General features: G+C 55.2%; 12 protein-coding genes. 11 read left to right on the forward strand and 1 reads right to left on the reverse strand.

The window, feature by feature from the left end:
- The first annotated feature begins 9 nt into the window (after positions 1–9).
- From IPM21_02075 to IPM21_02095, 5 genes are all read left to right on the forward strand, one after another.
- Positions 10–417 carry a DUF2237 domain-containing protein gene (locus IPM21_02075; GenBank protein ID MBK9162703.1) on the forward strand — a complete coding sequence of 136 codons (408 nt, stop codon included), beginning with the start codon at positions 10–12 and terminating at the stop codon, positions 415–417.
- A 193-nt stretch (positions 418–610) separates the two neighbouring features.
- On the forward strand, positions 611–1,078 hold the full coding sequence (locus IPM21_02080; protein ID MBK9162704.1) for a hypothetical protein: 468 nt from the start codon (positions 611–613) through the stop codon (positions 1,076–1,078).
- Between the two features lie 65 nt (positions 1,079–1,143).
- Positions 1,144–1,929 carry a segregation/condensation protein A gene (locus IPM21_02085; protein MBK9162705.1) on the forward strand — a complete coding sequence of 262 codons (786 nt, stop codon included), beginning with the start codon at positions 1,144–1,146 and terminating at the stop codon, positions 1,927–1,929.
- A gap of 71 nt (positions 1,930–2,000) precedes the next feature.
- Entirely contained in the window at positions 2,001–2,510 is a 510-nt protein-coding gene (gene scpB, locus IPM21_02090; protein MBK9162706.1) for an SMC-Scp complex subunit ScpB, read from the forward strand.
- Positions 2,511–2,591: 81 nt separating this feature from the next.
- A complete protein-coding gene (locus IPM21_02095) occupies positions 2,592–3,329 on the forward strand; it encodes an rRNA pseudouridine synthase (protein ID MBK9162707.1) in 738 nt (245 codons plus the stop codon).
- Here the strand turns inward: IPM21_02095 and IPM21_02100 are convergent.
- Positions 3,321–3,761 carry a CoA-binding protein gene (locus tag IPM21_02100; protein MBK9162708.1) on the reverse strand — a complete coding sequence of 147 codons (441 nt, stop codon included), beginning with the start codon at positions 3,759–3,761 and terminating at the stop codon, positions 3,321–3,323. The two genes, IPM21_02095 and IPM21_02100, sit on opposite strands and share 9 nt — an antisense overlap.
- 100 nt (positions 3,762–3,861) lie before the next feature.
- Here IPM21_02100 and IPM21_02105 point away from each other — a divergent pair, with 100 nt between their 5' ends.
- The 6 genes from IPM21_02105 to IPM21_02130 all read left to right on the forward strand — a co-directional run bounded on the left by IPM21_02105 (position 3,862) and on the right by IPM21_02130 (position 13,784).
- Entirely contained in the window at positions 3,862–5,007 is a 1,146-nt protein-coding gene (locus tag IPM21_02105; protein ID MBK9162709.1) for an acyl-CoA dehydrogenase family protein, read from the forward strand.
- A gap of 21 nt (positions 5,008–5,028) precedes the next feature.
- Positions 5,029–6,012, forward strand: coding sequence for a hypothetical protein (locus IPM21_02110; protein ID MBK9162710.1), 984 nt, complete (start codon positions 5,029–5,031; stop codon positions 6,010–6,012).
- Positions 6,009–7,736 (forward strand): CRTAC1 family protein, encoded by a 1,728-nt coding sequence (locus IPM21_02115; GenBank protein ID MBK9162711.1) that lies wholly within the window; start codon positions 6,009–6,011, stop codon positions 7,734–7,736. Before IPM21_02110 ends, IPM21_02115 begins: the two co-directional genes overlap by 4 nt.
- Positions 7,737–7,814: 78 nt before the next feature.
- Complete coding sequence (locus tag IPM21_02120; protein MBK9162712.1) at positions 7,815–11,141, forward strand: VCBS repeat-containing protein; 3,327 nt, start codon at positions 7,815–7,817, stop codon at positions 11,139–11,141.
- A gap of 13 nt (positions 11,142–11,154) precedes the next feature.
- Entirely contained in the window at positions 11,155–12,930 is a 1,776-nt protein-coding gene (locus IPM21_02125; protein MBK9162713.1) for a CRTAC1 family protein, read from the forward strand.
- The gene (locus tag IPM21_02130) at positions 12,927–13,784 is read left to right on the forward strand and encodes a hypothetical protein (protein MBK9162714.1); all 858 of its coding nucleotides are present in this window, start codon (positions 12,927–12,929) and stop codon (positions 13,782–13,784) included. The genes IPM21_02125 and IPM21_02130 overlap by 4 nt, the downstream gene beginning before the upstream one ends.
- Positions 13,785–13,887: the final 103 nt, after the last annotated feature.

The raw sequence follows: 13,887 nt of genomic DNA on the forward strand, positions 1-13,887 counted from the left end.
GATATTCGCATGAGCTTTACAAACGGAAACGGAAACGGCAACGGGCATAAGCCGAAGCCGCGAAATGTGCTCGGGGGCGAGCTTGAGAGCTGCTGCACCGATCCGATGACTGGTTTTTACCGCGACGGCTATTGCAAGACGGGCGTGGACGACACGGGGCGGCACACGGTCTGTGTGCGGGTGACTGACGAGTTTCTCGCGTTCTCAAAGGCGGCGGGCAATGATCTTTCAACGCCGCGGCCGGAGTGGGCGTTCCCCGGTTTGAAGGACGGCGATAAGTGGTGCCTGTGTATGCTCCGCTGGAAAGAGGCGCTCGAACACGGCATGGCCCCGCAGGTCTTTCTCAACGCAACGCACGAACACGCGCTGACCGTCATCCGGCTCGAAGACCTGAAAGAATACGCAGTAGAAGGGTGAAACGTGGAAATGTGGAAAGGTGAAAAAGTGGCGTGAGTGTATGGTTACAGCGTTTCGCCGGGCTAAATCAGCTTTGGGAAGGGAACACAAAATAATGTTGTTCTTAGCAATCTTTCCACCGTTCAGCCTTCGCAGCATCCTTACTTTTCCAGCTTTTCAACCTTTTCACTTTTTCATCTTTTCACTTTGAAGTATGCAGACCATCGAACATCTCCGGCAGCTTTTTGCTTATAACGACTGGGCCAATCGGCGGATGGTCGTCGCCTTGAAGGGCGTTGAACTCCCGAGGGCGGTCGGGATTTTGGCTCATCTGCTGGTAACGGAGCGTGAATACTACGAGCGGCTCTACGGAAAGGACTCGACCGGGTTCGACTTCTGGCCGCCGATGTCGATAGAGGATTGCGGACAGATGGCCCGCGAAAACGCCGATCTTTTCGATAAGCTGCTTCGTCGATTCGACGACGAGGGACTCGATATCACCGTCAGATACCGCTCAAGCGAGGGCCTGCCTTTCGAGAACACCTACCGCGAACTGCTGACGCACGTCCTCCTTCATTCCACCACCCACCGCGGTAACCTGATGACGATCATCCGCGACGCCGGCCACGAACCTCCGCGGATAGACAACATAATCTACCTCCGAGAGACGAAATACATTTGATTCGCCGCTGGATGTTACGCAATTCTTACGCTTTGCCTTCGCTTGCGCCCGCCCTATAGGCTAAAATGCGAGTTTCCCTAATGCAGGAAGAGCAAGAACAATATACCTTTGATTTCCTTTCGGAAACTGCAGAGATCGTCACGGAGTCGCGTGACGAGATCAGCGTCCGCATCGGCGATTTTGCCGGGCCGCTCGATCTTTTGCTTTATTTGATCAGGCAGGAGCAGGCGAATATCTTTGATATCCCGATCGCCCGCATCACCGACGAATATCTCAGCTACATTCGCCTGATGAAGACGCTCGATATCGCCGTCGCGGCGGATTTTCTGGTGATGGCGGCGCAGCTTATCGAGGTCAAATCGAAGATGCTGCTGCCTCGCGACCCTTTCGCCGAACCGGACGAAGAGGTCGAGGACCCGCGAAAGGAACTAGTCGATCGCCTGCTCGAATACGAGAAATATAAGTCGGCCGCCCAGATGCTCTATGAAAAGGCGACCATCGAACAGGCTGTCTTTCCTCGCGGCAAGATCGAAAGCGACGACAACAACGCCGAGATCAGTGCGACGGTCTTCGACCTGATCACCATTTTCCAGAAGATAGTCGAGCGGCAGAAAGAGAAGATCACGATGGAGATCGAGCGGGACGAGGTCTCGCTTGCCGACATGATAAAGCGGCTCAAGCAGCGCATCTTCGAGCATGCCGAACTAAGCCTCGCCAGCTTTTTTGAAGAGTTTGACACGCGCCGCGAGCTCGTAACGGCCTTCATCGCCGTGCTCGAGGTCGTCCGGACCGAGAGCGTTAAATTGATACAGAAACAGACGTTTGACGACATAATCCTGAAGAAAGTTTGATGTCAGAAGAAGCAGAACAAGTAGAACAACAAGTAGTAACAGCAAAGCGATCGCGAAGCACCGGCGAGCTAATGGCTCTTGCCGAGGCCCTGATATTCGTCGCCGATGAGCCGATCATGGCCCGCACCATCGCGGACGTGCTCGAAGAGGACAAAGCGAGCGTCGAGGCAGCTCTCGAGGCACTTTGCGAGGAATACGACACTCGCGAAAGCGGATTGCAGGTCCGGGCGGTCGCCGGCGGCTGGCAGATAGCGACCCGCACCGAGCTGCACGAAGACGTCCGCCGGTTCCTGAAGACCCGACCCTCGGCAAAGCTCTCGATCGCCGCTCTCGAGACGCTGGCGGTCATTGCCTATAAGCAGCCGGTCACCGTTCCGGAAATTCTCGAAATTCGCGGCGTGCAATCGGCCTCGGCAATCAAAACACTGCTAGAAAAACGGCTCATTGTGACAAAAGGCCATAAAGAAACCGTCGGCCGCCCGATGCAGTATGGAACCTCGAAAGAGTTCCTTATCCACTTTGGTTTGAAGGACCTAAACGACCTGCCTTCGGTGGAGGATTTCGAAGATTTGGTAACGTAAGGAGTAAGCAAGTCTCGCTCGCGGCTTACAGGTAACGGCTCACGGCTCACGGCTCACGGCTCACTGCTTACAGCTCACTATATGGAAAGACTTCAAAAATTGATCTCACAAGCCGGAGTGGCTTCGCGGCGTGCGGCCGAGGAATTGATACGCGCCGGCGAGGTGACGGTCAACGGTGAGGTCGTGACCGAGCTCGGCACCAAGGCTGATCCCGACAATGACCACATAAAGGTTCGCGGAAAGCTGATCAACCCGCTGCTCGCCAATCGGGAAAATGTCTATTTCTTGCTCAACAAACCGAAGGGTTATCTTTCGAGCGTCGCCGACCCGGAAGGCCGCAAGCTTGTCACAGACCTGATCAAAGGCCACGGCCGGTTGCATCCGGTCGGCCGCCTTGATTTCAATACCGAAGGGTTGATCATAATGACCAATGACGGCGACTTCACCAATGCCGTCGCCGGATCGAAAAAGATCCCGAAAGTCTATCTTGTTAAGGTAAAGGGGCTTCCGCCCGAGGTTGCGATCAGGAAACTTGCCCGCGGCGTCCGGCTGCCCGATGGATTCAAAACCGCACCGGCTGAGATCACACCGCTAAAGCCGACCGACAAGAACGGCTGGTATGAGGTCACGCTATACGAGGGCCACAATCAGCAGATCAGAAAGATGTTCGACTCGATCGGCCATTCCGTCGTAAAGCTCCGCCGTATTCGAATTGGAATGATCGACGATCTAGGCTTGCCCGTCGGCCGCTATCGGTCGCTTGATGAGCGAGAGATCCGTTCGCTTCTAGCGCCGAAAAAACCAACCCGATCATCGTAAAAGTGCCCGATGTTCGACCAAAAGGCATCGATCCTGCACAACGTCGATACCCGCTTCGATGAATGCCTTCGCCGCCGCGTCGTTCCGAATTCCTAGCTGGAACCATACCGACTTCGGCTTTGCAGCGATGATCTCCTCAACGTGCTTGTCGATGTCAGCCGGCCGCCGAAAAACATTGACCATATCGACCCCGCCCGCGATCGAGCGAAGGTCGCGAAACACTGGTTCGCCGAGAATCTCCGTAACTTCCGGGTAATAAACAGGCACGGGGATGATCTTGTATCCAGCGTCCTGCATGTATTTAGTAACGTAAAACGCCGGCTGCATCGCGTGCGACTTCGGCTTTATCCCGAGAACGGCGATCGATTGAGTCTGCCGGAGCAAATCGCGTATCTCGTCATCGGACGATAGCTCCCTTCCCTTTTTCTGCATACTCTGATTCTAGCTTCTCGCTCGTTCGCGAAACAATTGCTCCGCGAAAACTTGCCCCAAAACCGTGCATTATGTAATCATAATATTTCGTTATATACCTATGAACTTCGAACTCACAGAAGAACAGCAGCAGATAAAACACAGCATCAGGGAATTTGCGGAGGCAGAGATCGGCCCGCACGTTATGGAGTGGGACGAAAGTCAGCACTTCCCTATCGAACTTCGGCCAAAGCTTGCCGAGCTCGGCTTGATGGGCGTCCTTTTTCCCGAAGAATATGGCGGTTCGGCGATGGGCTATGTGGAATATGCCACGATCATCGAAGAGCTCGGCCGTGTCTGCGGTTCGGTCGGGCTTTCGGTCGCTGCCCACAATTCGCTCTGCTCGAACCACATCTATATGTTCGGCACCGAGCAGCAAAAGAAGGACTATCTTGTGCCGCTTGCTCAGGGCGAGTCGTTCGGTGCGTGGGGATTGACCGAATCGCAAGCCGGTTCCGATGCATCGGGCACACGCACAAATGCGATCCGCTCGAACGGCGGCTGGAAGGTAAACGGCTCAAAGAATTTCATCACCCACGCTATCGCTTGCAACACGCTCGTTGCTGTTGCGGTGACCGACAAAGAAAAAGGAAACCGCGGCATTTCAGCCTTCATTTTCGATAAATCAATGGAAGGCTTCCGTCCCGATAAGAAAGAAAACAAGCTCGGAATGCGGGCCTCTGAGACAGCGTCGGTCGTCTTTGAAGATTGCTACGTCCCGCAAGAGAATTTGCTTGGGAATGAGGGCGAAGGATTTCTGCAAGCGATGCAGATCCTAGATGGCGGACGCATCTCGATCGCGGCGCTTTCGGTAGGTATCGCCCAAGGGGCTTACGAGGCTGCGATCAGGTACGCAAAGGAACGCGAGCAGTTCGGCAAACCGATCGCTGAGTTTCAAGCCATTCAGTTCAAGCTCGCAGATATGGCAACGCAGATCGAGTGCTCCCGGCTGCTTACGCTTCAGGCCGCGGCGATGAAGGATGCGGGCAAGTCGGTCACCCAGAAATCAGCGATGGCAAAGCTTTATGCCTCGGAAACGGCCGTTCGCGTTGCCGAAGAATCGATCCAGATCCACGGCGGCTACGGGTACACGAAAGATTACCCCGCCGAGAAGTATTGGAGAGACGCAAAACTCTGCACCATCGGCGAAGGCACTAGCGAGATCCAGCGTCTGGTCATTGCCAAGCAATTGTTGAAAGCCGCATAAAAACGGGTTATCTTTGACGGAGTGTCCATCAAAGTTTGCCCGCGAATTCCCAGAGAGATATTCATCATTCTGCTGCTCGCCGTTTCGGCCGGGCTCGGCGGATGCGGTGATGCTAGCGAGCGCGACAACCAGGCCTTGGCCGCTGACAAGGCATCCCTAGGCGAACTCGCCCGGATCGAGCAGGTTCTCGCTTCGGGAATCCCCCTTCAGAGATCCGACTACGAATCTCTAAAGAAGATCAGAGAGAAATTTCCTCGCGCTACGAAGGTAAAGGAAACATACACTTCCGCACTGATTAAACGCGAAGATTGGCAGGCCCTTGTTGATTTCTTCGGGAACGAACCTGAAGGTTCGCTGTCGGCCAACGATAAGGCAAATCTCGCCCGCGCGTACTTCCGGCTCGGGCGTTTCGCCGATGTCGTAAGCTCCGCAGAGCCGCTCGTTGCTGAGTCTCCTCAGGACATCGACCTCGCGGCCCTGCTCGCAGGCGGCTATTACAACACCGGCCGGTTTGACGAGGCGGATGCCTTGCTTGAAAAGTTCTGGGGACGGATCGAGAGCGAACGACGCTTGAGTGAAATGACGCTCCGGGCACTTATATTTGCCCGGCAGGGTAAGGACGAGGAGTCCCGTGCATTGCTCGAACGCGTTATCGACTTGCAGCCCGAGAACGTGACCGCGCTTAACGCTCTCAGCCGTTCATACTTTGCGAAAGGAGTCGTCGCCCGGGCAGAGGAATTACGCAAGCGGACAGAAGATGCTCAGGCTAAAATTACCTCCGAGGAAAATCGAGCACTTCGAAAGGTCCAGTTGATCTATGAGCTTCAGGATAAATGGAATCAGCAGCAGTATCCCGAAGTTATCGTGATCGCTCGGCAAGCACTTGAGGTCTCCGACGCTCAGACCAAGCCAGTTCTGTATCAGTACATTGCCGAGTCATACACACGGCTTGGCCGGACGGAAGAGGCAAAAGCGGCCGTGGAAGAAATGAACCGACTAAAATGAGATCGATAAATCAGAAACTTGTTCTCATCATCGCCGCTCAACTCGCTTTCACCGGTTGCAGCGGAAATTCCGGGACGGTGAACAACGGCCCCGGTCCCGCAGGTGAGGCTTCGATCTCTTTTTCCGACGCGACCGCATCTTCGGGAATATCATTCAAACACGTCCCATCAAGAACGGATGCGAAGCTAATGCCTGAAGTTATCGGCAGCGGCGTCGTCGTCACAGATTTTAACCGTGATGGTGCGCCTGATGTTTTGCTGGTCAATAGCGGTTCGATCGCGACCGAGGTACGGACGCCGGACCAATACACGCGGCTTTATCTCAATGACCGCAAGGGCAATTTCACCGACAAGACCGAAGAATGGAAACTCCCGAGCCGGTATTACGGAATGGGAGCGGCCGCGGGCGACTTCGACAACGATGGAAACACAGACCTTCTTTTGACCAGTTTCGAAGGACGGAACATCTTGCTCAAGAATTCAGGTACGAGCTTCGAAGATGTGACCGAAAGCTCAGGTTTGACCGCAGACGGAAAATGGTCGACGAGTGCCGGATTTCTTGACTACGATAAAGACGGCGACTTGGATATCTTCATAGTTCGTTACGTTGACTTTTCACCGGCAAATGCCCCCCGTTCGTTCCGTAACCGGACGCTTATTTACCCCACTCCCGTGCTTTTTCAGCCGGTCACCGATCAGCTTTGGAGGAACGAAGGAAACGGGCGATTCTCCAATGTGAGTGATACCGCCGGCATTCGCTCGGCCGAAAAAGGCCTTGCCATGGCTATCGGCGACATTGACAAGGACGGTTGGACAGATATCTACGTCGCGAACGATACAACCCCAAATCAGCTGTGGCAGAACAGGAACGGGACATTTACGGATATCGCCCAGCTTGCCGGAGTCGCCTACGACGAAATGGGACGGGAAGAAGGGAGCATGGGCGCTGACTTTTCCGACGTTGACCTGAATGGACTCGAGGATATCATGGTCACCAATTTTCAATCTGAGGTTACGAGTCTTTACATGCAGATATCCAAGGGGCTTTTTCAAGAAAGCTCGGACCTGCGTGGCGTCGGCGAGGTCTCGCGAAATCGCCTGAGTTGGGGCATTGACGCTTTCGACGCAAACAACAACGGGTTCGAAGACCTGCTCTTCGTTAACGGCCATATCGAAGACAATATTCACTTAAATTCCGATACGGTCACTTTTCCGCAACAGAACTCACTTTTCCTCAATGTCGGTGACGGAAAGTTCCGGGATGTAAGCGATTCATCGGGCGATGCTCTCAAAGATATTCAGGTCAGCCGCGGCCTGGCAACCGGGGATCTGAACGGAGACGGTCTTATCGATTTCGTCGTAAATAACAATGGCGGCACTGCACAGGTCGCTTTCAATAATTCGAAAGAGCCGGGCAAGTTTGTTGTGCTTTGGCTCGAAGGCTCAAAGGCGAACCGAAGTGCGATCGGTGCCCGGTTGGTCGCGAAGATCGGCGAGCGGACCATCGAGCGGCAGGTGATGGGAGCACAAAGTTATCTCTCGATGAGTGACCTTCGCGTCCATTTCGGCCTTGGGCCTGCAGAGAAGATCGATCAACTTACGATCCACTGGCCCGGCTCGGAAAAGCAAGTTGTCAATGGCCTCGCGTCCGGTGCGTTCTATTACATTCGCGAGGGCAATTCTCCGGTCGCCTTCGTACCGGGCGAAAAACGGATCGAGCCTTGATCTGTTCGATTTTTCAACATGCTGCGATCCCGAAAGTTAATACTTTTCGTTTCAGTTCTGCTGGCAGGCTGCGGCAATTTGCCTGACACATCGTCGCCGAAGCACGCGGAAGCCGTCCGAAGTTTCTATGTCGGCTTGGCAGCGCTCGACGTCGGCGATGACCGCCGTGCACGATCGGAACTCGAGAAAGCTACCCAAACTGCTCCGGGCGAACCTGCGGCGTGGAACAACCTCGCTGTCCTCCAGCTTCGACAGCGCGATCTGGAAGGTGCAAGAACCTCCATCGATCAGGCTTCAAAGCTCGCCCCTGAAAACGCCGTTGTCACGCTCAACTCAGCTACGGTAGCACTGCAGCAGGGCGACAGCGCCAAAGCATCTGCAGAACTCGAAAAGGCCGGCTCGCTGGCGCCCGATGACCTGGCACCGATCTATTTGCTCGCCGATCTTCGCGAACGGGAGGCGGGAATAGCCGAGGCACTTCAACTTTATTCGAAGATCGCCGAGAAGGCTCCGGAGAATCTTGCCGCCCGCATCGAGGTCGCCCGGCTTGAGGCCAGAAGCGGCGATACGGAAAGCCTGAAAAATACCTTCGCCGCGATCGAACGGTCCTCATCAAAACTTTCACCCGAGGGCTCTCAGCAGCTTGCTGAACTCCGCTCGGCCGTCGAAAGCGGAAACACGCAAGCGGCCGCGGCAGCCGTTTCATTTCTCCGCAATGTCCTGCTCCGCGAGCCGTGGTTCAGGCAGGCGATCGCCGAATTCAAGCCATCGGAAACGACGATCGGCACGCCGCTCTACACGCCGCTGAAGCTCGCGGCGCCCAATTTCAGCCCCGCCGAGCCCGACCGCGAGATAACCTTTACCGCCGAGCCGCTTGGCAGTGAGGTTTTCGCTTTTGCTTTGCCGATATATTTGAACGCTGACGGAGAAACCAAGATCGCTCGTGCGGCCGGCGAGAAGTTCTTCGTCGGCGAACAGGCGATAGAAACTCAAGTGAACAGGGCCGATCAGATCGCTCAGTTCGACTTCGATTTCGACTTTCGCAATGACCTCGCCTTTGCCTCATCGTCGGGACTGAAAATATTCAAACAAGGCGAAGACGGAACCTTCGCGGACGTGACCGTTGCCACGAAACTCAGTAGTTCGATTCTCAGCCGTTCGTATGACGGCGTTTGGCCGCTCGACGTTGAGCACGACGGCGACCTCGATCTCATCGCGGCGGCCACCGAAGGCCCGACGGTCGTTTTGCAAAACAACGGCGACGGAACATTTACTGCCGTCGAAACTTTTGCGGGCGTGGCCGGTGTTCGGCAATTTGCATATGCAGATATCGACGAGGATGGCGACGCTGACGCGCTCCTGTTAACGAAGGACGGCAAACTTCGGGTATTCCTTAACGACCGCGGCGGGAAGTTCGTTGAGGCTGAAATTCCTGATGTTTCCGGAGTCCAAGCATTCGCCGTTGGCGATGTCGGCGGAAGCGGCCGGCTTGAGGTCATCGCCGCCTCGTCAATACTCCATCGCATTTCGAAGAACCTGGAGCGATCCAGATGGGAAGCTTTAGAGATAAACGTCGCCGAACTCGGCGATGTTTGTCCGGGAACATCCGCAGTCGGGTCTGAATGCTCCGTCTTCGTTGGCGATATCGACAACAATGGCGGGAACGATGTCGTAATCTCCACCGCCGGAACCACTCGGATCGCCTCATTCGGCCCGGGCGGAGGCGGAATGCTCCTGGGCCAGCCGCTCAAGATCCAAGCGTTCGCCGTCCGTGACCAAAACGGCGATGGAAAGCTTGATATAGTCGGGATCGGCCCTGATGGAATTCCGGCCGTTCTCAGGAATCAGAGCAGTAAGAACTACCGCTGGCAGATATTTCGCCCGCGGGCCGGTAAGACCGAAGGCGATCAGCGTGTCAATTCGTTCGGCATAGGCGGCGAAATGGAGGTCCGCACCGGCATCCGGACGCAGAAGCAACTCATCACCGCTCCGGTCGTTCATTTCGGGCTCGGGGAAGCACCGAATGCCGATGTTCTGCGCATCGTCTGGAATAACGGTTTCGTTCAGGCCGAGTTCGACCTCGCGAGCGACCAGGCCATCGCCGCCGAGCAGCGGCTAAAGGGCTCGTGCCCGCATCTTTTTGCCTGGAACGGCGAAAGTTTTGAGATGGTAAAAGACGCCCCGCCCTGGAGCCCCGCACTCGGCCTGAAGATCAACGCGCAGGACACCTTCGGGATAATCCAGACCGAGGAGTGGTTCAAGATCCCGGGCAGTTCGATTAAGCCGAAAGATGGCCATTACGAACTCCGCATCACAGGCGAATATTGGGAGTCGTTCTACCTCGATCATTACAGACTGATTGCCGTCGATCACCCCGAAAACGTTGAGGTTTATACCGATGAGCGGTTTGCCGTTCCGCCTCCGCCGCTTCAGGTCTTTACATTCGACGAACCGAAGTCCTTTCTCGCGGCTACCGACCACAACGGACGCGATGTTGCCGAATACGTACTCGCCGTCGATGAGAATTATCTCGACGGGATCAAACGCGGCAAATTCCAAGGCGTCGCGGAAGATCATTGGGTCGAGCTAACGCTGCCCGAGGATGCGCCGACGGACAAGAAACTGACGCTCGTCGCCGACGGCTGGCTTTACCCGACGGACGCTTCGATAAACGTCCAGCTTGGGCAGAGTTCGCACGCTCCGCCACGAAGCCTTAGCATCGAAGTTCCCGATAGCAACGGCGGCTGGCAAACCGCGAAAGAAAATCTCGGCTTCCCTGCCGGAAAGATGAAAACGGTGCTGATCGAACTGCCCGAGGGACATCGGCGTTTCCGCCTTCGGACGAGCATGGAAATCTATTGGGACCGCCTTGCGTGGTCAACTGCCGCCGCGACGAATGAAAATCGAACGCACGAACTCGCCCTCGGCACTGCAGAACTGAGATATCGCGGGTTTTCGGTAATTGATAAGCCGAATGCCTCGTCGCCCGAGAAGCCGATCTACGATCAGATCCTGACGACCGGCCAACGCTGGCGCGACCTTGAGGGCTATTACACCCGCTTTGGCGACGTCAAGGAATTGCTGACGGGCGTCGATGGCCGTTTAGTGCTTATGAATGCGGGCGATGAACTCGTGCTCAAGTTTCCGGCTTTGCCCGCTCCGCCGGCGGGATTTAAGCGTGATTTTGTCATCGTCGGAAACGGCTGGATCAAGGACGGCGATCTCAACTCGGTCTTTTCGCGGACGCTGCTGCCGCTTCCGAGCCGCGAAACGAGCGACTATTCAACGCCGCCGGGCCGGCTTGAGGACGATCCCGTTTTCAAGCGCTTCCGAGAAGACTGGATCAATTTTCACACGCGCTATGTCGCTCCGGATGGATTTCGCTCAAAGGTAAGAAATCCGTAAACTCGTATTTAGAATGAGCAAAATAGGAAGGATCTTCGCCGCTGTCCTTTTCGTCGCCCTCCTCTCTGTACCTTTTTGGCTTCGGGGCAGCTACCGCGTTTCAGAGACACGCGTTGATTCGAGCGCGGCACTCGACCGGTACGGCTTCTTTTTGACGGAGGTCGCAGGCGAGAGCGGCGTTGAGTTCAAGCACACGTCTCCACGCCTTGATCAAAAGCTCGACCACATAATGCCGATCATCGCATCGATGGGCGCCGGAGTCTCGGTCGTCGATTTTGATCGCGACGGTTGGAACGACCTCTACTTCACCAACAGCGGCGAAGGTTCACAAAATGCCCTCTATCGAAATAACGGCGACGGGACATTCACCGACGTCGCGGCCGAACTGGGAATTGCCGATCTTAACAGCCGCGCAAATGGTGTCTCGATGGGAGCCGTTTGGGGCGACTTTGACAACGACGGCTTTGAAGACCTCCTCGTTTATAAATGGGGCCGCACCGAGCTTTACAAGAACAACGGCGGCAAGAGCTTCACCCGTGTCGAAGATACCGGTTTCCCGGCTTGGGCAAATATCAACACCGCTATATGGCTCGATTTCGACCGCGACGGTGTGCTCGATATCTTTCTCGGCGGTTATTTTCACCAAGACCTCGATCTTTGGAACCTGCCGAATACACTGATGATGCCCGAGAGCTTCGAATATGCTCGCAATGGCGGCCGGAAATATCTGCTGCGGGGTTTGGGGAATGGAAAGTTTGGAGATGTAACGACGGCAGCCGGCATTGACACTAACCGATGGGCACTCGCCGCCGGTTCCGCAGATTTCGACGGCAACGGTTTCCCCGACATCTTTATTGCAAACGACTATGCCGTTTCTGAGCTTTTCTTGAATCAGGATGGGAAGCGTTTTGTCGCGGCCGGCGAATCAAGCGGTGTCGGTTTTTCGCCTAAAAGCGGAATGAATGCCTCGTTTGGCGATGTGCTTAACGACGGTCGTTTGTCGATTTACGTCTCTAATATTTCTGAGGAAGGCATCTTGCTCCAGGGTAACAATCTCTGGGTTCCGCGGCAGGACAGCACCGGCGGATTGAAATACGATAACCAGGCGAACAACTTTGGCGTCGAACGCGGCGGCTGGAGTTGGGCCGCCCAATTCGGCGACCTCAACAACGATGGGAACCAGGACCTTTTCCTAACGAACGGATATATTTCTGCTGATAAGGCCGCGAATTATTGGTATGATTATTCAAAAGTCACGGTCGGGCACAATACGATCATCGGCGATGCGGCTAACTGGCCGTCAATGGAAGGCCGAAGCCTTGCGGGCTTTCAGCAGAAGCGAGTTTGGTTAAATGATGGAGCTGGCCGCTTCAACGACGCCGCACTTGCTGTCGGCGTCAGCGAGACTTTCGATGGACGTGCCGTCGCCTTTGCCGATCTTTGGAACCGCGGTGTTCTGGACGTTATCGTCGCAAATCAGAATGGCCCGGCGCTAATTTACAAAAACAACCCGGCACCGGGCCGAATCTGGATCGGCTTTGAGCTTGAAGGAAGCCTGAGCAACCGCTCAGCGATCGGGGCGAGCGTCACACTCTTTTGGGACGGAAAACGTCAGCGGCAGGAGATGACCGGCGGCATTGGCTTCTGCTCACAGAATCAGCGGCGGCTGCACTTCGGGCTCGGAACTTACGGCTCGGTCGAAAAGGCCGAGATCGTTTGGCCGTCTGGCAAAAGGACCACTATCGAATCTCCCGGGGTAGGAAAAATACACAAGATCAAGGAACAATGAGCACCGACGTATCTGCAATCAATCCCGCTTCGTTCGGCGGCGACGCTGTCCCAATGAAAATGTGGGGCATCGATTCCCGCTTTATCGCGCCGATACTCATAACGCTGATCCTCCTCGTCGGCCAGCTATCGTTCGGCATTCTCGAAAGTTATCCGCAGACTCTTACGGCCATCGGCGTGTGCATCCTGGCCGAGATCATCCTTTCGTATGCGGTCGCCGGTAAATTCCCGCATCTGGCGAGTGCCTATATCTCCGGCATCAGCGCCGGCATCCTAATTCGCTCGCCGGAGTTTTGGCCGTTCGCTCTTTGTGCAGCGGTGGCGATCTGTTCGAAATACGTGCTCCGCCTCGAGGGCCGCCACCTCTGGAACCCGACCAATTTTGCGGTCAGCTTTATGCTCTTTGCCGCGCCGTTTTCGGTGGCAAGCCTTTCCATTCAATGGGGAAACAACATCTACGCAATGATGGTGATCTGGCTGCTCGGCTCGATAATTGTCTATCGGCTCAAGCGTTTTCATATCACGGCAACCTACGTCGCCGCGTTCGTTGCGTTCGCCTTGATCAGAAGCCTCTGGACCGGCCATTCTTTCCTCGCCGAGGTCGCTCCGATCACCGGACCGATGTATCAACTCTTCATCTTTTTTATGATCACGGACCCGAAGACGACGGTCCGGCATTCTAAGGCGGCGCAGATCATCGTCGTGCTTGCGATCGCGGGCGTCGAGGCCATTCTGCGACTAATGGAAAATGTGCATGCTCCTTACTATGCTCTTTTTCTCGTTGGGCCGGTCGCTAATCTCATCGATATTTACTGGCTTTCGAAAAAGCGAACAGTTTCGGAAGCCGCGGCGTAAGAATTTGGAGGAAGTTATGTGCAACATTGCGGTGTTTCATGTTGCATCTATGCAATTTCTATAGTATCCTTCCCTTCCAAATTTAGTTCGCAAGGAGATATTT

This window comes from Acidobacteriota bacterium, assembly GCA_016716435.1.
Classification (GTDB): domain Bacteria; phylum Acidobacteriota; class Blastocatellia; order Pyrinomonadales; family Pyrinomonadaceae; genus OLB17.